General features: G+C 67.1%; 19 protein-coding genes and 1 pseudogene. 10 read left to right on the top strand and 10 right to left on the bottom strand.

All coding sequences use genetic code 11. The features are described from left to right. The coding region (locus VHL31_RS25320; RefSeq protein ID WP_329664034.1) for a YsnF/AvaK domain-containing protein at positions 1–361 on the top strand (361 nt) is incomplete at its 5' end. 244 nt (positions 362–605) lie between these two features. After that, entirely contained in the window at positions 606–899 is a 294-nt protein-coding gene (locus VHL31_RS25315) for a hypothetical protein (protein WP_329664033.1), read from the top strand. A gap of 16 nt (positions 900–915) precedes the next feature. Here the strand turns inward: VHL31_RS25315 and VHL31_RS25310 are convergent, their stop codons facing one another. Next, positions 916–2,037, bottom strand: coding sequence for a LacI family DNA-binding transcriptional regulator (locus VHL31_RS25310; RefSeq protein WP_329664032.1), 1,122 nt, complete (start codon positions 2,035–2,037; stop codon positions 916–918). Between the two features lie 128 nt (positions 2,038–2,165). On the opposite strand from VHL31_RS25310, the gene VHL31_RS25305 reads away from it, so the two are divergent. The 6 genes from VHL31_RS25305 (at position 2,166) to VHL31_RS25280 (ending at position 8,243) form a co-directional block, all read left to right on the top strand. After that, complete coding sequence (locus VHL31_RS25305; protein WP_329664031.1) at positions 2,166–3,365, top strand: ABC transporter substrate-binding protein; 1,200 nt, start codon at positions 2,166–2,168, stop codon at positions 3,363–3,365. Between the two features lie 67 nt (positions 3,366–3,432). Continuing rightward, positions 3,433–4,356, top strand: coding sequence for a sugar ABC transporter permease (locus tag VHL31_RS25300; protein WP_329664030.1), 924 nt, complete (start codon positions 3,433–3,435; stop codon positions 4,354–4,356). Continuing rightward, complete coding sequence (locus VHL31_RS25295; RefSeq protein ID WP_329664029.1) at positions 4,353–5,237, top strand: carbohydrate ABC transporter permease; 885 nt, start codon at positions 4,353–4,355, stop codon at positions 5,235–5,237. The genes VHL31_RS25300 and VHL31_RS25295 overlap by 4 nt, the downstream gene beginning before the upstream one ends. A gap of 5 nt (positions 5,238–5,242) precedes the next feature. Then, on the top strand, positions 5,243–6,319 hold the full coding sequence (locus tag VHL31_RS25290; RefSeq protein ID WP_329664028.1) for an ABC transporter ATP-binding protein: 1,077 nt from the start codon (positions 5,243–5,245) through the stop codon (positions 6,317–6,319). Positions 6,320–6,349: 30 nt separating this feature from the next. After that, entirely contained in the window at positions 6,350–7,096 is a 747-nt protein-coding gene (locus VHL31_RS25285; RefSeq protein ID WP_329664027.1) for a sugar phosphate isomerase/epimerase, read from the top strand. Between the two features lie 10 nt (positions 7,097–7,106). Further along, a complete protein-coding gene (locus VHL31_RS25280; protein WP_329664026.1) occupies positions 7,107–8,243 on the top strand; it encodes a Gfo/Idh/MocA family oxidoreductase in 1,137 nt (378 codons plus the stop codon). A gap of 218 nt (positions 8,244–8,461) precedes the next feature. Here VHL31_RS25280 and VHL31_RS25275 read toward each other — a convergent pair whose 3' ends face one another. Then, positions 8,462–9,181 (bottom strand): ribonuclease activity regulator RraA, encoded by a 720-nt coding sequence (locus VHL31_RS25275; protein ID WP_329664025.1) that lies wholly within the window; start codon positions 9,179–9,181, stop codon positions 8,462–8,464. Positions 9,182–9,345: 164 nt separating this feature from the next. Here VHL31_RS25275 and VHL31_RS25270 point away from each other — a divergent pair, with 164 nt between their 5' ends. Beyond that, on the top strand, positions 9,346–10,641 hold the full coding sequence (locus VHL31_RS25270; RefSeq protein ID WP_329664024.1) for a Mur ligase family protein: 1,296 nt from the start codon (positions 9,346–9,348) through the stop codon (positions 10,639–10,641). An 11-nt stretch (positions 10,642–10,652) separates the two neighbouring features. Here VHL31_RS25270 and VHL31_RS25265 read toward each other — a convergent pair whose 3' ends face one another. Together VHL31_RS25265 and VHL31_RS25260 are read right to left on the bottom strand one after the other, a co-directional pair. Further along, positions 10,653–11,603 (bottom strand): cation diffusion facilitator family transporter, encoded by a 951-nt coding sequence (locus VHL31_RS25265; protein WP_329664023.1) that lies wholly within the window; start codon positions 11,601–11,603, stop codon positions 10,653–10,655. A gap of 63 nt (positions 11,604–11,666) precedes the next feature. Then, positions 11,667–12,785 (bottom strand): YihY/virulence factor BrkB family protein, encoded by a 1,119-nt coding sequence (locus VHL31_RS25260; RefSeq protein ID WP_329664022.1) that lies wholly within the window; start codon positions 12,783–12,785, stop codon positions 11,667–11,669. Positions 12,786–12,988: 203 nt separating this feature from the next. On the opposite strand from VHL31_RS25260, the gene VHL31_RS25255 reads away from it, so the two are divergent. Further along, entirely contained in the window at positions 12,989–14,311 is a 1,323-nt protein-coding gene (locus VHL31_RS25255; protein ID WP_329664021.1) for a PQQ-dependent sugar dehydrogenase, read from the top strand. An 85-nt stretch (positions 14,312–14,396) separates the two neighbouring features. Here the strand turns inward: VHL31_RS25255 and VHL31_RS25250 are convergent, their stop codons facing one another. The 6 genes and pseudogenes from VHL31_RS25250 to VHL31_RS25225 form a co-directional block, all read right to left on the bottom strand. Further along, a complete protein-coding gene (locus VHL31_RS25250; protein WP_329664020.1) occupies positions 14,397–14,999 on the bottom strand; it encodes a HupE/UreJ family protein in 603 nt (200 codons plus the stop codon). Between the two features lie 133 nt (positions 15,000–15,132). Beyond that, positions 15,133–15,918 carry an SDR family oxidoreductase gene (locus tag VHL31_RS25245; RefSeq protein ID WP_329664019.1) on the bottom strand — a complete coding sequence of 262 codons (786 nt, stop codon included), beginning with the start codon at positions 15,916–15,918 and terminating at the stop codon, positions 15,133–15,135. A gap of 9 nt (positions 15,919–15,927) precedes the next feature. Next, positions 15,928–16,704 carry an EipB family protein gene (locus VHL31_RS25240; protein WP_329664018.1) on the bottom strand — a complete coding sequence of 259 codons (777 nt, stop codon included), beginning with the start codon at positions 16,702–16,704 and terminating at the stop codon, positions 15,928–15,930. Positions 16,705–16,850: 146 nt separating this feature from the next. Further along, positions 16,851–17,756: a 3-hydroxybutyryl-CoA dehydrogenase gene (locus VHL31_RS25235; RefSeq protein ID WP_329664017.1), complete on the bottom strand. Its 906-nt coding sequence runs from the start codon at positions 17,754–17,756 to the stop codon at positions 16,851–16,853. Between the two features lie 26 nt (positions 17,757–17,782). Continuing rightward, a complete protein-coding gene (locus tag VHL31_RS25230; RefSeq protein WP_329664016.1) occupies positions 17,783–18,724 on the bottom strand; it encodes an electron transfer flavoprotein subunit alpha/FixB family protein in 942 nt (313 codons plus the stop codon). Continuing rightward, positions 18,721–18,930: pseudogene (locus VHL31_RS25225) on the bottom strand (electron transfer flavoprotein subunit beta/FixA family protein); the annotation flags it as partial. The gene VHL31_RS25230 and the pseudogene VHL31_RS25225, both read right to left, overlap by 4 nt.

Here is an 18,930-nt window from a genome sequence, read left to right as displayed (position 1 = left end):
GCGCGAAGTGGCGGGCGGCCGGGTGCGGGTGCGCACCTACGTGACCGAGCGTCCGGTGGAAGAGGACGTCAACCTGCGCTCCGAGCGGGTGACGATCGAGCGCCGGCCGGTCGACCGCGACGTGGCGCCGGGTGCGGCGGCCTTCCAGGAGCGGACGATCGAGGCGGTGGAGCGCGGCGAGGAGGCGGTGGTCTCCAAGACGGCGCACGTCAAGGAGGAGATCGCGATCCGCAAGGACGTCGAGACCCACACCGAGACCGTGCACGACACCGTGCGCTCGACCGAGGTCGAGGTCGATGACGACCGCACCGGCCTGGCCGGCACCGATCCGGCCCTGCGCCGCGACCGCGACGTGATCTGATGGCAACGGGAGCCGCCCGGACAGGGCGGCTCCCGGCTTGCCCATGGCCTGCCCGGTTGGGTAAGGCCAGGACGACATGGATCAGGGGGCGCCACCGGCGTCCCCTGATACGTGTTGCCCGAAATTTTGTTGCAGTTGCGAAACACATGACAGGCTTAAGGCAGACCTGTCGCAAATGACCCTACCGTCCCCCCGGGATCCCGCTGCTACGGTCGTGTTGTCGATCAACGGTAGGGGTACGGGTATGGCGCGCGTCGAACTCATCGAGTTGACGAAACTCGCCCATCTTCAGGCGATCGCGGCGCGCGAGGCGACCCGCTGCATCACCGCTGCCCTGGCGGAAACGGGCAGCCCGGAGCTTCGGGAAAGCCTGCATCGCAAGTTCCTCCTGGCTGCTGCCGGCCTCGACCAGGCCAGCCCGCTGATCGGCGAGCATATGCGTGAACTGGCCGATCTCGTGGAAACGGTCGGGGCCTGCCTCGATCGGCACGGCAAGAACCTGGTCGAGCTTCCAGCCGGTGATTCCGCCAGCGTCTGACCATGGACGGCTCGGCTCACGGCCGGGCCGTACTCCCCCCGACACGAAGCTCGGCGTCCAGCTTCACCACGCGTTCGTCGGCCGCAAGCCGCTCACCGCGCATCAGCCGTAGCAGCATTTCCGCCGCCTGCCGCCCGATCACCTCGCGGGGCTGCCTGACCGTCGTGAGCGGCGGCTCGCAGTAATCTGCGAACGGGATCCCGTCGAAGCCCACCAGCGAGACGTCGGCCGGGACGGACAGCCCGGCGGTACGAATCTCCTTCATGAACCCGATCGCCATCTCGTCGCTGATCGCGAAGACCGCGGTCGGCCGGCCCGCGCTCTGCAGGAACACCTTTGCAGCATCGCTGCCGGAACCCAGCCGGAAGTCCCCGTCATAGCGCGTGACCGCGTCCGCCGGGATCCCCGCCGCCTGCAGCGTCTCGAGAAAGCCGCCGAACCTCACATGCTCGATCGGGTGCCAGGCAGGACCGGTGACGTAGCCGAACCGGCGATGCCCCAGGTCGAGCAGGTGGCGTGCGACCGTACGGGCCGCTTCGGCATCGTCGACCATGACGACCGGCAGGTCCGGTGACGCCGCCGTGGTCACGCCCACCATCGGGATGCCCGATTCCTCCAGCGAATGCCGGGAGCCGTGCGGCATGCGTCCCAGCAGCAGGAGCACGCCGTCCACCTGGCCAGCGGTGACCAGGTTCACGATCCGCTCTTCGCGCTGCCTGCTGTCGTAGAGGTTGCCGAGCAGCACGGCATAGCCGTGTTCCGACAGCGCCAGGTCGATGCCCAGCAGCAACTCGCTGAAGAACGGTGTGACCACGGCCTCGAGATGGCCTTCGGCGGTCTTGGGTGGCGAGGAAAGAACCACCAGCACGTTCATCGACCGGGCCGCCCGCAGCGAGCGGGCGGCGACATTGGGCGTGTAGCCGGTAAGCCGGACTGCATCGAGGATCTTCTGCCGCGTTTCAGGCAAGACCCGGTCCGGCCGGGCGAGCGCGCGGCTGACCGTGGACGCGGAAACGCCGACGATCGCGGCGACGTCCTCGATCTTGGTCGCTCTCCGACGCCCAGGGTGAGCAATCGGGCGAGCCTCACCATTGCCGCCGGCAGATGACCGGCCGCGTCTGTTATCGTCGATACTCATAAAATTGATCTGAACTCAAAAAAGGGGCTTGTCAAACGGCCATGCAAACGATTGCATAATGGGAAGATCATAAACACCGGGAGGCCAGATCTATGCGTACCCTTCGTCGTGCTTGCTTGGCGTCCGTCATGGCCGCCGCGATGCCGCTCGCCGTCCAGGCTGCCGAGATGCAGGCGGAAGTGCTGCACTGGTGGACGTCCGGCGGGGAGAGCGCCGCCGTGCAGGTGTTCGCGGAGAAGTTCAAGGAGAACAGAGGCGCCTGGGTCGACACGGCGATCGCCGGCGGAACGAATGCGCGCACGGCCGGGATCAACCGCATCGTGGGCGGCAACCCGCCGACCGCCATGCAGTTCAACACCGGCAAGCAGTTCGACGAACTCGTCTCGAACGAACTCCTGGCCGACCTGGACGAGGTCGCCGCAGCCCAGAACTGGCGCGACGTGCTTCCGCCTGCCCTCATCGAGGCGGTGACACGCGAGGACAAGTTCTACGCGATCCCCGTCAACATCCACGGCATCAACTGGCTCTGGTACAACAAGAAGGTGCTGACGGAGGCCGGCATCCAGGAGCCTGCGACCTGGCCGGACGTCGTGGCGGCCGGCGAGAAGCTGGAGGCGGCCGGCGTGGTCGGATTGGCCCAGGGCGGCCAGCCATGGCAGGAGCGCACGCTGTTCAACTCGGTGCTGGTGGGCCACGGCGGCACCGACCTCTACTACAAGATCTACCGCGACGGTGATCAGGCGGCCGTCGACAGCCCGAAGTTCCGGGAGGTGGCCGACCTGTTCAAGAAGCTGCAGGGCCTGACCGACGAGGGCAGCCCCGGGCGCAACTGGAACGATGCCACCGCCATGGTCATTACCGGCAAGGCCGGCATGCAGGTCATGGGCGACTGGGCCAAGGGCGAGTTCACCGCGGCCGGCCTGAAGCCGGACGTCGACTATGGCTGCACCGTGGTGGGCGAAGGCGGCTACCTGATGGGCGGCGACGTGTTCGTGTTCCCGGTGAGCGAGGACGAGACGGTCAAGGCCACCCAGGTGAAGTTGGCCGAGGTCATGTTCGCACCCGAAACGCAGATCGCGTTCAACACCATCAAGGGCTCGGTGCCCTCCCGCCTGGACGTGGACGTGTCCGGCATGGACATCTGCGCCCAGAAGGGGGCGGCTGCGCTGAAGGACGAGTCGCGCCAGGTGCCGACCACCGACTTCCTGATCAGCCCCGACCTGTCGGGTGCCATCGACGATGTCGTCACCCAGTTCTGGAACAATGCCGGGATGACGACGGACGAGTTCGTCCAGAAGTTCGTCGGCGCGATGCAGGCCGCCGGCTGACGCCCGTCCGGATCCCGATCCCTGGTCGGGATCCGGTTCTTCGGTCCATCCTCCCAGGAGCGAGGCCATGGCTGCGATTTCCATCGGTGCCGTACGTTCCCGCACGCGGCCCAGGTTCCGGCGGCGCAACGTCAGCGCGACCCTTGCCCTGGTCCCGCTCGCCCTCGTCGTCCTGTTCGTCTACCTCGGCTGCATGTTCTGGACGGTGCGGCTGTCCTTCTCGTCGTCCAAGCTCCTGCCCGTGCAGGACTGGGTCGGCTTCTCCCAGTATTCCCGGCTGTTCGCCAATGACCGCTTCACGGTCTCGGCGGCCAACCTCGTCATCTTCGGCATCCTGTTCATCGCGGGCTGCTTGGTCCTGGGCTTCCTGCTCGCGGTCTTCATCGACCAGCGCGTGCGCGCCGAGGGCACGTTCCGCACGATCTTCCTGTTCCCGCATGCCATGTCGTTCGTGGTGACCGGGCTTGCCTGGCAGTGGTTCCTGAACCCGACGCTGGGGCTGCAGAAGCTGGTGCGCGACGTCGGCTTCGAGAGCTTCACCTTCGACTGGATCGTGAACCAGCAGATGGTGATCTACACCCTCGTGATCGCCGGCGTCTGGCAGGCCTCGGGCCTGATCATGGCGATCCTGCTGGCAGGCTTGCGCGGCATCGACGAGGATCTGTGGAAGGCGTCGCGGATCGACGGCATCCCGACCTGGCGGGTCTACCTGTCGGTCGTCATCCCGCTGATCGGGCCGATGATCGTGACCGCGACCGTGCTGCTCTCGGTCCAGGTCGTGAAGCTCTACGACCTCGTGGTCGCCATGACCCGCGGCGGGCCCGGCATCGCGTCGGAGGTCCCGGCCAAGTTTGTCATGGACCACCTGTTCGAGCGCAACAATATCGGGCTGGCGACGTCGGCGGCCACCATGATGCTGATCGTGGTCGTCTCGGTCCTGGCCCCCTGGATCTACGCCCGATACATCCGCGTGCAGGAGCGCCGCACATGACGAGCGTCCAGCCGGCCGGCAAGCGCCCGCGTCACGTCACGATCGGCCGCATCGGCGTCTATGCCTTCCTCCTCAGCGCCGCGGCCTTCTTCCTGCTTCCGCTCTGGATCATGGTCGTGACCTCCCTCAAGCCCATGACCGAGGTCTGGGAGGGCAACATCCTGGCGCTGCCGCGCGACCCGACCATGCAGCCCTGGCTCACGGCATGGGCGGAGGCCTGCACCGGCCTGGACTGCAACGGGATCAAGGTGGGCTTTTGGAACTCCGTGCGGATCCTGATTCCCTCGGTGATCCTCTCGATCCTGGCCGGTGCGGTGAACGGCTATGCCCTGTCGTTCTGGAAGGTGAAGGGGGCGAACGTCCTGTTCGGCATCCTGCTGGCCGGCGCCTTCATCCCCTACCAGGTGTTCCTCTACCCATTGGTGCGGGTCTTCTCGCAGGCCGGCATCTACAACTCGATGCTCTGCATCGTGCTGGTCCATGTCGTGTTCGGCATGCCGATCATGACGCTGCTGTTCCGCAACTACTACGCCGGGCTGCCGGTGGAACTGTTCAACGCCGCCCGCATCGACGGCGGGGGCTTTTGGACGATCTTCACCAACGTGCTCCTGCCGATGTCGACGCCGATCATCATCGTCGCAGCGATCCTGCAGGTCACCGGCATCTGGAACGACTTCATCTTCGGCCTGACGTTTGCCGGCCGGGAGAACCTGCCCATGACCGTCCAGCTCAACAACATCGTCAACTCGACCCAGGGCGAGCGCGCCTACAACGTCGACATGGCGGCGACCATCCTGACCGCCCTGGTCCCGCTGGTCGTCTACTTCGTTTCCGGGCGCTGGTTCGTGCGCGGCATCGCCGCCGGCGCGGTGAAGGGATAAGGATCATGGCCGACGTCTCCATCCGCGGTGTCTCGGTCGCCTTCCAGGCCGTCACCGTGTTTGACCAGCTGGACCTCGAGATCGAGCGCGGCGAGTTCCTCGTCCTGCTCGGCCCCTCGGGCTGCGGCAAGTCCACGCTCCTCAACGCGATCGCCGGCCTGCTCGACGTCGAGACCGGGCAGATCTGGATCGGTGGCCGGAACGTGACCTGGGAGGAGCCGAAGGACCGCCGCATCGCCATGGTCTTCCAGTCCTACGCGCTCTACCCGCGCATGACCGTGCGCAAGAACATGTCGTTCGGCCTGCGCATGGCGAAGACGCCCAAGGACGAGATCGACCGGCGCGTCAACAAGGCGGCGTCGATGCTGCAGATCGACCACCTGCTCGACCGGCGGCCGGACCAGCTCTCGGGCGGTCAGCGCCAGCGCGTCGCGATCGGCCGCGCCATGGTCCGCGATGCCGACGTTTTCCTGTTCGACGAGCCCTTGTCCAACCTGGACGCGCAGTTGCGCAACGAGCTCCGCGTGGAGATCAAGCGCCTCCACCAGCAGCTGGGCTCGACGATGATCTACGTGACCCACGACCAGATCGAGGCGCTGACTTTGGCCGACCGGATCGCCGTCATGAAGGACCTGAAGATCCAGCAGCTCGCCACCCCGCACGAGATCTACCACCACCCGGCCAACCGCTTCGTCGCGAGCTTCGTCGGCAGCCCGCGCATGAACTTCATCGACGGCTGGCTGGAAGCTTCCAATGCGGGCTGGTCCTTCACCAACGGCACGCACCAGTTGCGGCTGGACGGCTATCCCTTCGAGGAGCGCCCACAGCCGAACCAGGAAGTGACGCTCGGCATCCGCCCGGAGCATCTGCAGCCGGCCCCGCAGGGTGTCTGGACCGACTTCGTCGTCGAGATGACCGAGCCGATGGGTGCCGACATGCTCATCTGGTGCCGCTCCGGCCCCGACCTCCTGTCGGTCCGCACGAGCAGCGACCACCCGGTCGAGGTCGGCGCGCGGATCGCCCTGCAGCTTCCCGTCGACCGGATCTCCCTGTTCGCCAAGGCGAGCGGCAACCGGATCTGACCGTCCTTTCCCCCCGAACTGGAACAAGCCATGCCCATCGCACCCGGCCTGCAGCTCTACTCGCTGCGCGAATTCCCGCCGCTCGACGACCGCCTGAAGGAGCTGGCCGAGCTCGGCTACCGAAAGGTCGAGCCCTATGGGGCGCTGATGCCCGACCCTGCGGGCCTGGCAGCGTCGATCAAGCGGTTCGGCCTGACCTCGCCCACTGCCCATATCGGCCTGGACCGCTTTCGCGCCGGCATCGACGACGTCCTGAAGATCGCCGACACGCTGGAGCTGGAGGTCCTGGTCATTCCGTTCCTTCAGCCGGGTGACCGCCCGGCGGACGTGCCCGGCTGGATGCGCGTGGCTGCCGAGATCGCGGGCTATGCGGTCAAGGTGAAGTCGGCCGGCAAGCGGCTCGCCTGGCACAACCACGATTTCGAGATGCTGCAGCTGCCGGACGGCAGCCGGCCGATGGAGCATCTGCTCGCCGCCGACGACGACGTGCTCTGGGAGTGCGACGTGGCCTGGGTGGTGCGCGGCGGCGAGGATCCCACCGACTGGATCCAGCGCTATCCCGAGCGGATCGTCGCCGCCCACGTGAAGGACATCGACACCAACCGTAACAACGGCGAGGACGGCTGGGCGGATGTCGGCTACGGGATGCTCGACTGGGGGCTGATCGTGCCCGCCCTGGAGAAGGCCGGCACCGAGCACTGGATCGCCGAGCACGACAAGCCCTCCGACGGCCATCGCTTCGCCGCCCGTTCCATCAAGACCATGCAGAGCTGGTGAGGCGCCATCCATGACCAAGCTCGGGATCGGCATCGTCGGCTGCGGGGTGATCGCGGACATCTATTGCCGCAACACGCCCCGCTTCGCCGACATCGAGATGCGCGCCTGCGCCGACCTGCGGGCCGACGCAGCCACGGCACTGGCCGACAAGTACGGGTTGCGGGCATGCACGCCAGGCGACCTGTTCGGTGCCGACGACATTGACATCGTGCTGAACCTCACCGTGCCCAACGCGCATGTCGACGTTTCCAGCGCGGCGCTGCTGGCCGGAAAGCATGTCTACAGCGAGAAGCCGCTCGCGACATCCCTGGCCGGTGCACGCGAGCTCTCCGCCCTCGCCGAGCGCCAGGGCCGCCAGATCGCGGTGGCGCCGGATACCATCCTCGGCCCCGGCGGGCAGGTGGCGCGCCGCCTGATCGACGATGGCGAGATCGGCACCGTCACTGCTGGCACCGCCTTCGTCATGTCGCGCGGCATGGAGCACTGGCATCCCTCGCCCACCTTCTTCTTCCAGCCGGGCGGCGGGCCGGTGTTCGACATGGGCCCCTACTACATCACCCAGCTCGTCCAGTTGCTGGGGCCGGTGGCACGGGTGCTGGCGCTCTCGGCCACCGGCATCGAGGAGCGGGTCGTCACGGCGCCGGGCCCAATGCAGGGCCAGTCGATCCGGCCGCAGATCCCGACCACCGTCATGGGCCTGCTCGACTTCGAGGCCGGGGCCAAGGTCATGTACGGCGCCAGCTGGGACGTCGAGGCGCACGGGCACAAGCCGCTCGAGCTGTACGGCACCAAGGCCAGCCTGCGCGTGCCCGACCCGAACTTCATGGGCGGCATCGTCGAGCTGGGCACGCGGGCCGAAGGCTGGCGCGAGCTGCCGACGAAGGACCATCTGTTCGGTGCCGCCAACTATCCGTTCGACGCGCCCATCCACGCCAACGACCGCGGCCTCGGCATTGCCGAGTTCGCGCAGGCCATCAAGCGTGGCCGGACTCCGCGGCTGGCAGGCGGCCTGGGCCTCCATGTCACGGCGGTGATGGAAGGCCTGCTGGTCGCAAGCCAGGAGAACCGGATCGTGACGATCGACGAGCGCTGCGCCAGGCCGGCTGCGCTCAGCGAGGAAGAGGCGGGCTCGCTGCTCGCCAGGTAAAGCGATGTGCCGGAACGTACCGGTCAGCCTGGGGCTGGCCGGTGCGCATGATCCCCTGCCGCGCACGGGGTTGGTGCTCGACATCAGGAGGACTTGAGCCCGAGGAGGGCGACAGGTTCGACTTCAACGGCAGCGCCTGCGTCGAGATCTTTGCCGTGGGTGGCCTGGATGCCCGGATGCGGATCCAGCTGATGTCGTCGGCGTTCGTGGCACCAACCTCAACTGGCCTGCCCCTGCCGCCAGCGCTCGAACTCGGCGCGGCTTTCCGCCGTGGCCGGGTAGATGCCCGGCAGGCGGCGGCCGAGCTTGATCTGGGCTTCCACGAAGTCCTCATAGGCGGTGGCCTCGACGGCTTCCGCCGCGATCTCCGCGGCTAGCCCGGCAGGCACGCAGGCCACGCCCTCTCCATCGCCCACCATGACGTCGCCCGGATAGACCGCGACGTCACCGCAGGCGATCGGCAGGTTGGTGTCCGCCGCGTGATGCCAGATCGGGCCTACTGGCGCCGACGGCCGCTGGTGGTAGGCGGGAAAGCCCAGCGCCGCCACGGCCGGCGTGTCCCGAAAACCGCCATCCGTCACGATGCCCGCGACGCCACGTACCATCAGTCGCCGGAGCAGGATGTCGCCGCCCGACGCACCGCGCGCATCCTTGCGACTGTCGATCACCAGCACCTGCCCGGCCGGGCAATGCTCGATCGCGTGGCGCTGCGGATGGGCTGGGTCGGCGTAGGCCTCCAGCACGTCGATATCCTCGCGCGCCGGGATCATCCGCAGCGTGTAGGCCTCCCCCACCATGCGCGGCAGCCCCGGACCCACCGGGTGCACGCTCTGCAGAAACACGTTGCGCAGGCCGCGCTTGAACAGGAGCGTCGTCAGCGTGGCGACGCTCACCGTCTTCAGCCGCTCCCGCGTCAGGTCGTCCAGGACTGTGACCATGCTCGCCCTCCCTCCTTCACGGCCGCCGACTGGCCTGGTCATGAAGTCGTGGCGTCCATCGATAGTCGTGCTACCTTGCACGGCCAAGGCCCACGGTCACCGGGCCCGGCTCACCTTCAAGAATGCACGTGGCGACAGAGAATCGCCGTGAAGGGAGACTTGGCATGCAGGCACCGATCTTCCTGAACAAGTTCCGCAAGCTCCGCCACCTAGCCTCGGCAGAAGGCCGCCAGCATCTTTGGCATGGCGCCAGGAACCATCTTTGGCCGCAGCTTCGCCCGACGGCAGGATTGCACCGGCGCACGTTCGCCCGCCATGCCGTGGTCATCGCCGTGGTCGGCTCGTACGGCAAGACCAGCACCGTGGCAGCAGTCTGTACGGCGCTGGGCCTGCCGGTGCCGGTGCGTGCCAGGAGCGCCTATGCCAGCCTCGCCTTGAAGCTGCTGAGCATCTGGCCGTGGCATCGCCACGTCGTGTTCGAGGTCGCGATCGACGGCCCGGGCCAGATGGCACCTTATGCGGCGATGCTTCGCCCCGACATTGTCGTGGTGACCAGCATCGGCAGTGAGCACCATCGCAGCCTCGGCACGCTGGACAACACCCGGCAGGAGAAGGGCAGGATGGTCGAGGCCCTGCGATCCGGCGGCGTTGCCGTCCTGAACCGGGACGACCCGCACGTCATGGCGATGACGGTGCCGGCGGGCGTGCGCGTCCTGACCTACGGCTTCGATCCGTCGGCCGACATCCGTGCCAGCGAGATGACCATCGACTGGCCACGCGGCACCAAGCTGGTTCTTCAAGCGGCTGGCACCACGCGCGAGATGCGGCTTCGCCTGCTCGGCCGGGTGATGGTCTATCCCGCCCTGGCAGCGGTCGCCGTGGCCGTGGCGCAAGATCGTCCGCTCGACGAGGCGGTGGCCGCGCTGGAACAATTGCCGCCGAGGCAGGGCCGTCTCCAGCTGGAGCCCCTACCCGATGGTGCCTGGCTGATCCGGGACGACTTCAAGTCCTCGGTCGAGACCATCCATGCCGCTCTGGACGTGCTCGCCGACCTGCCCGGCCGCCGGATCGTGGTCATAGGCTCCGTCTCGGAGCCGCCCGGCAGCCAGGGGCCGATCTACCGCGAGTGGGGCAGGCGCCTGGCGCAGGTCGCCTCGCGCGTCGTGGTCATCGGCCCGATGTTCCAGCGCTACGCGGCCGGTGCTACCGCAGCCGGCATGCCGCGCAGCTCGTTGATCGAAGCGAAGCACAGCATCCGTGCCGCCTGGGAGGCAGTTCAGGCCGACCTGCAGCCGGGCGACGTCGTGCTGGTCAAGGGCCGGGACACCGAGCGGCTCGACCGGATCGGGCTGGCCCTGAAGGGGCGGCAGGTACGCTGCGAACTCGACTTCTGCGACCTGCGCGGGGTGCGCTGCGCTGCTTGCCCGAAGCTGGAGACCGGCTGGGCGATCCGGGTCTGATCGGGATCAGCCTACTGAAGCACGTCCAGGCGATTGCGCCGGGTGATCCAGGTGCCGATGGTCTGCGGCTTCACGAACAGAGTGACGACCTGCGGATGGGCTGCGCGGATCACCGCCTCGATCCGCTCGATGCAGGACTCGATTTCCGGCGCCTTCAGATGGTCCTCGAACTCCGTGCTCAGCGCCGCCACGATCTGGTTCGGCCCCATGTGCACGGTGATGACGCCATTGGCCCGCTGCACTGCCGGGTCCTGCTGGGCGATCCGCAGGATCGAGGCCTGCACGCTCGGGAGTGCCGGCTCGCCCATCAGGAGCCCCTTGCTCTCCCGTGCCAGGAACATGGCGGTCGCCGCCAGGACGAGCGCGATCCCGATGGAGGCGACCCCGTCCAGGACCGGCATTTCCAGCCAGTCGGCCGCCGCGATGCCCGCCATGGCGATGAGAAGGCCGAGCAGCGCGGCGCTGTCCTCGAACAGCACGGTGAAGGTGGTGGGATCCTTGCTCGTGCGCACCGCCTGGAAGTAGCCGAGCTTGCCCTTCTGCGTGCGGAACTCCCGGAGCGCTATCCACCAGCTCACACCCTCGAACAGAAGGGACAGGCCGAGCACGATATAGTTGATCATGACGTTCTGTGCCGGCTCTGGTGCCAGGATGTGCGCCACGCCCTCGTAGAACGACACGCCGGCCCCCAGCGCGAACACGAGCAGAGCCACGATGAAGCTCCAGAAATAGAGCTCGCGGCCGTGCCCGAACGGGTGTGTCCGGTCGGGTGGCCTGGACGCCCGCCGCAGCCCGTAGAGCAGCAGGATCTCGTTGCCGGTGTCCACGAGCGAGTGCACGCCCTCGCTCAGCATCGCGGAACTGCCGGTGAAGGCGGCGGCCACGAACTTCGTGATCGCGATCAGCAGGTTGCCCAGCAGCGCGGCATAGATGACCTTCTTCGATCCGCTATGCGCGGCCATCAACCTACCTCCAGCATCCCGCAGCAAACGTGGCAGCTGTCGGGAGGTTGCAGGACGTGCGCATCAGGCTCCCGTCGCGACATGGTCGGCGACGAAGGCCTTGCGCCGGCCCATTGGCCGCACCGGTCCCGTGGTCGTGTCCCGTCGGGTCTGCAGTTCCAGCTCGGCATTGAGCTCGGCACCGAGGATCACGGCGTAGGCGGAAATATAGAACCAGAGCAGCGCCACCACGACGCCGCCAAGCGTGCCGTAGGCGGCGTCGTACGAGCCGAAGTTGCTGACATAGAACGAGAAGGCCAGCGACGCGATGAGCCAAAGCCCTGCCGCCAGCATGGAACCTGGCGTGATCCAGCGCCACTTGGCCTGACCTCGCGACGGCGCGAAACGGTAGAGCATCGCCAGCCCCAGCACGACGAACGCCAGGAGCAGGACAAAGGAGCAGATACGGACCGCAGCCGAGGCAAGCGGCCCCAGCCAGTCGAAGGCGAGCGCGGCTGGCACGGCGACGATCACCGTCAGCGCCAGCAGCGTGCTGACCGTGCCGCCCAGCATGAACAGAAAGGCCACGCCGTTCAGGCGCAGGAAGCTGCGGCTCTCGCGCTCCTCATAGGCCACGTTCAGGGCGTTGATGATCGCCTTCACGCCGCTCATGGCACTCCACATCGCGATCAGCAGGCTGATCAGGAGGCCGGAACTGAGCTTGGTCGGCCCGGCGGCCGCCAGGTCATGGATCCGTGCCGAGATCAGGTCGAACGTGGAGGGCGGCAGGACATCCTCGATGGCGGCGAGCTGGCCCTCGACGGTGGCGGGGTCGGCCACCAGCCCGAACAGCGAGATGGCGACCGACAGGGTCGGGAACAAAGCGAGCAGCGCATAGAAGCCGCAGCTTGCCGCCGCCGTTCCTGCCTCGTCGGAAATGGCCTCGCGGGCGACCCGCTTGAGCACGGCCCACCAGCCGCGCGCGGGGATCTCCGTGGGCCTGGCGGCATGACGGCCCAGCGCCAGGTCATCGGCCGAGAACCTGGGGACCTCGTCGGCGCTCAGGACGTCGTCGCGCTGCCCCTCGCTGCCGGGGCTGCCTGCATCTTCGGGAGGAGATGGACGTTCGTCGACGGCACGGCGTGCAGCCGACGCCTTCGACCTGTGCTGCAGCGGTGTTCCGTCTCTGGCGACCGATCCCATGCCTGCTCCGTCGCAGTCGAGCGAGTATTGCCAGGTCGATCAACGGAAACATGGCCTTCGTAGTTCCGGCCCTGCCAAGTGAACGGTGCCTGCCACCGGGCACTCGTCATGCGCCGATTTGTCCAGGTGAAGGGACGACCCGGCGGCACAACTAGTCGTTGTAATCCAGCTCAGACGAGCAGAACAGATCAGGGAGAGCCGGGATGTCCATCCGGCACATGTGGTCGATGTCCGCGCTGGCGGTTTGCGCCCTGGTGGTTGCCGCCCCTGAACCAAGCCAAGCCGCCGACTGCTCGGCCGGCAGGCTGACCGGAAGTGCCGCGCTGCGAAGCAGCTGGGCGGACGACAGGCCCGGCCTGTGCCGCCAGATCACGCCGGCAGACCTGCCGAGGCCATCGGCCAGCACGACGAGCCATTCCACGGTCATCCCCAGGCCCGCCGGCGCGCTGCCCAAGGTGCCGCCAGGGTTCACGGTCACCGAGTTCTACCGCAACACGGCCGTGACCCGCCTGATCCGTACTGCTCCCAACGGGGACCTGTTCGTCGCGGAGAGCTATGCCGGCAGGATCAGGGTGCTGCGCCCGAACGCCAAGGGCCAGCTCATGACCAACCGGGTGTTCGCGACCGGGCTGAACAAGCCTTTCGGGATCGCCTTCTACCCCAAGGGCGCCAATCCGCAGTGGGTCTATGTCGCGCAGAACGACAAGGTCGTCAGGTTCCCCTACCGGAACGGCGACTACGCCCCGCGCGGCCCGGCCGAGACGATCGTCCCGAACCTGCCCCAGGGAGCCGGGCAGTTGCCGGGCAAGGGCCATTGGACCCGCGACGTGGTCTTCTCGGCGAGCGGGAGCATCATGTTCGTGTCGGTCGGGTCGTACTCGAACGTGCAGGAGAACGGTGAGGACGAGACTCGGCGTGCCACGATCCTGGCGTTCAAGCCGACTGGCGGTCCTGCCATGGTGCATGGCAAAGGCCTGCGCAACCCGGTGGCGATGGCCGTCTCCCCGGTCGACGGCAAGCTGTGGACGTCGGTGAACGAGCGCGACCGGCTGGGCGACAATCTCGTGCCCGACTACATCACCCGGGTCGACAACAAGCAGTTCTTCGGCTGGCCCTGGTTCTATATCGGCACCAACATCGACCCGCGGCACGCGACGAGCTATCCAAAGCCCATTCCTGCGGTCACCGTCCCGAACGTCCTCCTCCAGGCGCACTCCGCCGCCTTGGGGATCGACTTCTATACGGGCACGGCCTTTCCTGCCGAGTATCGGGGCAACCTGTTCGTGGCCGTGCATGGTTCGTGGAACCGCGGCAACCCGATCGGCTCCAAGGTCGTCCGGATCCCCTTCGACAGCACCGGCAAGGCCAAGCCCCATGTCGAGGACTTCATGACCGGCTTCGTCACCTCGAACCACAATGTCTGGGGCCGGCCGGTCGGAATCGCGATGGCCAAGGACGGTGCGCTCTATGTGTCAGAGGATGCGAACAACGTGATCTGGCGGGTGGCCTATACCGGAGGAAGCTGACCGCCAGGCGTAATCGGCTGTTCGATCCGGATGGCGGCCGGGCCGTGGTCGGGCCGCCATCTGGTCGATGCGTTCTCGTGGAACGTCAGACGGCGCCGGTCAGGATCACGACGCCCGCAATGGCGGCGGCAGCGCCTGTGGCACGGATGCCCACCTGACCGGCCCGGTCGCCGATCCGCCCGATCAGCATGCCGAGGCCAAGGCCTGCGGTGTGCAGCAGCGCGGTGCCGACCATGAAGCCCGCGCCGTAGGACAGGCCCAGCACGTCCGCCGGCATCTCCTGGCCATGGGCATGGCCGTGGAAGATCGCGAACAGCCCTGCCACGGCCATGGCGGCCGCTACCGGCAGGCGCATGCCCAGGGCCACCACCGAGCCCAGCACCACCACCGAGAGGGCAATGCCCAGCTCGACGAACGGCACCGTCGTGCCCGCCACGCCCAGCGACCCGCCCAGCGCCATGACCACGACGAAGCTCGCCGGCACCAGCCAGCGCGCATGGCCGCCGAGCTGCCAGGCCAGCATGCCCACCATCACCATGGCAAGCAGGTGGTCCAGCCCCGTCAACGGGTGGAGGAAGCCATGAGCAAATCCGCCGGCCTCGCCGACGCCTGTATGGGCGAAGGCCACAGTCGGGAGAAGGGCCGCTGCGGCCGCGAGACCAAGTCGATGCAGGACGGGCCGGGACATGATGCGTTTCTCCATTGATGGGCGGCAGGATCGCCCCGCTGACCGCAGCTTGCCATCCCCGGCGCTAGGAGGAAACGGCCAACTCTTCTTGCCGGATCCGCTCGCGGGACCCGGCGCCGTTCCGCCGATCGGCTCAGGCGATCGTCCGCACCAGCCCGCCCTCGACGCGCAGAGCGGCACCGTTGGTCGCCGATGCCAGCGGGCTGGCCAGGTAGGCCACGAGGCTCGCGATCTCCGCGGGATCGATCAGGCGCTGGATGAGCGATGTCGAGCGATAAAGACGGAAGAACTCGGGTTCGAGTTCCTTCGGCTCGAGGTCCTGACCAGGAAACATGCTCTTCATGAAGTCGACGATGCCAGCCGACCGGGTCGGCCCGGGCATCACCGCGTTCACGGTAACACCGGTGCCCTTGGTCGTCTCCGCGAGGCCACGGGCGATCGCGAGCTGGGCCGTCTTGGTCATCGCGTAGTGGATCATGTCCGGCGGGATCATCAGCGCCGATTCGCTGGACACGAACACCACCCGGCCCCAGCCGCGCTCGATCATGGCCGGAAAATAATGGCGCGCCAGACGGGCTCCGCTCAGGACGTTCACCTCGAAGAAATGCCGCCAGTCCTCGTCGGTGATCGCGTCGAACGGCTTGGATTCATAGATGCCGAGATTGTTGACGAGGATGTCGACCTGCGGGAGTTGCGCGATCAGGCGTTCAGCACCGTCGGCCGTCGCAACGTCGGCGACGGCACCCAGTACCCGGCCGTCGCCAGAAAGCGATTCGACTGCGGCATCGACCTTGTCCCGCGTGCGTCCGGTCACCGTCACCATGGCACCTTCGCGGGCCAGGGCCGCGGCGATGGCATGGCCAATGCCGGCCGTGGCGCCGGTCACCAGCGCAGTCCGGCCGTCGAGCTTCAGGTCCATGCGTTTCTCCTATCTGCAGTCGGGTACCGTCAGCGGTTCCAGGCGATCGAGCGTGCCGTGGAGAACGAACTCGCCATAGTCGAGGGTCATGTCGTCGGTGATGCCGTCGGCCCGCAACTTGAAGGCCAGCTGGAACTCGGGTTCTTCCGTCACGTCAGACAGGTTATGATAGGCAAGATGGATGGACCAGCTCACCGGCTTCTGCCCATCCGCTGGAAGCTGCTTGCCGATCACGGCGCTGACATTGCTTAGGGAATCGATGCCGCCGCCGTCGAACACCGGCACTGATACGAAATGTTCGCCTCGTTCCGCAGCCGCGATGAGCGTCTTGATGTGCTGGGTGGGGAACAGGGTGCCGGCCGGCAGGTCGACCGATTCGCCCGAGGGAATGGCGAACACGGCCTTGCCCTTGCCCCCTTCCGGCGGCACGACCGCCTCGCCGCGGAACTCCTCGTAGGGCTTTCCGTCGTCGAATGAGCGCATGGAAAAGCGCAGTTCGTCGTTGTCGACCGATTCCCAGGACGAGAAGCGCACATCGTAGAGGAAGGGCGCTCCCTCGGCCTGGTCGGCCTGGAAGGCGAGGCGCTGGTTGCTCGTCCAGCCGTCGCAGGCCTTCTTCCACTCCATGACGAGGCCGCCCCGCACCGCGGTCACGTTGCCGGGATTGTTCTCGGCGAGGCTCAGCCGATACACCGCGCGATGCGGCGCCAATTCGGTGGCACCGGCGCTACCGGCGAAGAATGATGCGGCGACCAGCGCCGCGATCGCTGCCGATCCAGTACCCACGATCCGTTCCTTCCCAGCAAGCGCACCCGGCAACGAGGCCGCCCGTCCGGTGCCACACAACCGTAATATCTGGTGCGCGGCGGCGACAGGCCAATCCATGTGCAGCCCTTACCGGGAAAACTCCTGGATGGTGTCGAAAAACAGCGTCAACGCGTGGGGATCGGATGCTCGCCGCGATAGTCGTAGAAGCCCCGCTTGACCTTTCGTCCGAGCCAGCCGGCCTCGACATACTTCACCATGAGCGGGCACGGGCGGTACTTGCTGTCGGCCAGCCCTTCGTAGAGCACCTGCATGACGGCCAGGCAGGTATCCAGGCCGATGAAGTCAGCCAGCTCCAGCGGCCCCATCGGATGGTTGGCGCCAAGCTTCATCGCCACGTCGATGCTCTCGACGTTCCCCACGCCCTCGTAGAGCGTGTAGACTGCCTCGTTGATCATCGGCAGCAGGATCCGGTTGACGATGAAGGCCGGGAAATCCTCGGCCGTGACCGGCGCCTTGCCGAGCTTCTCCGTTACCGCCCGGATGGCGAGATAGGTGTCTTCCTCGGTCGCGATGCCGCGGATGACCTCGATCAGCTTCATGGCCGGCACGGGGTTCATGAAGTGCATGCCGATGAACCGCTCGGGCCGGTCGGTCGCCGCAGCCAGGCGGGTGATCGAAATCGAGCTCGTGTTGGACGCGATGATCGCGTCCTTGCGCAGGTGCAGGAGCAGTTCCTTGAAGATCGCCTTCTTCATCTGCTCGTTCTCGGTGGCTGCCTCCACCACCAGCTCGCAGTCCGCCAGGGCCGCAACGCTGTCGTGCGACGAGATCCGGTTCAGCGCGGCCTGCTTGTCCGCCTCGGTGAGCTGGCCCTTGCTGTGCTGGCGCTCGATCCCCTGGGCGACCTTGGTCATGGCCGCCGCCAGCTGGCCGGGATCCACGTCGACCAGCCGGACCTGGTAGCCGGCGACCGCACTCACCTGGGTGATGCCGCTGCCCATCTGCCCGGCGCCGATCACTCCGATGGTGGTGATGTCGGGGATCGGAGGATGTTCTGAAGGCTGCGTCATCGTGCGTGCGGCTCCGTATCCGTGGTTCAGGACGATTTCGCGCGCTTCACTTCTTCGGTGAGCTCAGGGATGAGCTTGAACAGGTCACCGACCAGACCGTAATCGGCGACCTGGAACATCGGGGCCTCCTCGTCCTTGTTGATGGCGACGATGACCTTGGAATCCTTCATGCCGGCCAGGTGCTGGATGGCCCCCGAGATGCCGACGGCGATATAGAGGTCCGGTGCCACGATCTTGCCGGTCTGGCCGACCTGGTAGTCGTTCGGGACGAAGCCGGCATCCACGGCCGCACGACTGGCGCCCACCGCGGCGCCCAGCGCATCGGCCAGCTCGTCCAGGATCTTGAAGTTCTCGCCCGACCCCATGCCGCGCCCGCCGGATACGACGACGCGGGCGGAGGTCAGCTCCGGCCGCTCGCTCTTGCTGCCTTCCTGGCTGACGAAGGAGGACAACGGGCTGGCATCTGGCACGTCCATGCGCTCGACGCTGGCCGATCCGCCCTCGGTGGCGGCAGGCGCGAAGGCCGTCGGCCGGATGGTCAGGACGCGCTTGGCATCCGTGCTCACCACCGTGGCCAAAGCATTGCCGGCATAGATGAAGCGCTTGAAGCGGTCAGGCCCCAGCACCTCGATGACATCCGACACCTGGGCAATGTCCAGGAGGGCGGCTGCGCGCGGCATGACGTTCTTGCCGAAGCTCGTCGCCGCGGCCACGAGGTGATCGTAGGCGGGTGCGAGCGCCACCAGCATGGCCGAGACGTCCTCGGCCGACGGATGCGCCAGGTGGGGGGCATCGGCGACCAGGACCTTCTGCACGCCGGCGACGGTGGCGGCCGCGGCGGCATCCACGCCCGACCCCGCCACGAGCAGGTGCACCTCGCCACCTAGCATGCCGGCGGCCGTGACCACGCTCAGGCTGGACTTCGACAGCTCGGCGCCGTCCAGTTCGGCGACCACCAGGACGCTCATGACAGCACTCCCGCCTCGGACTTCAACTTCTGTACGAGTTCCTGCACCGAAGCGACCTTGATGCCGGCCTTGCGGGCCGTGGGCTCCTCCACCTGCACGTATTGCAGGCGCGGCGCCACGTCGACGCCGAGATCGGCGGGCTTGAGCACGTCCAGCTGCTTCTTCTTGGCCTTCATGATGTTGGGCAGCGACGCGTAGCGCGGCTC

The organism is Geminicoccus sp., assembly GCF_036263595.1.
In the GTDB taxonomy this organism is placed as follows: domain Bacteria; phylum Pseudomonadota; class Alphaproteobacteria; order Geminicoccales; family Geminicoccaceae; genus Geminicoccus.
The sequence above is the reverse complement of the archived record's forward strand: the minus strand, read 5'-3'. Positions and strand labels throughout refer to the sequence as shown.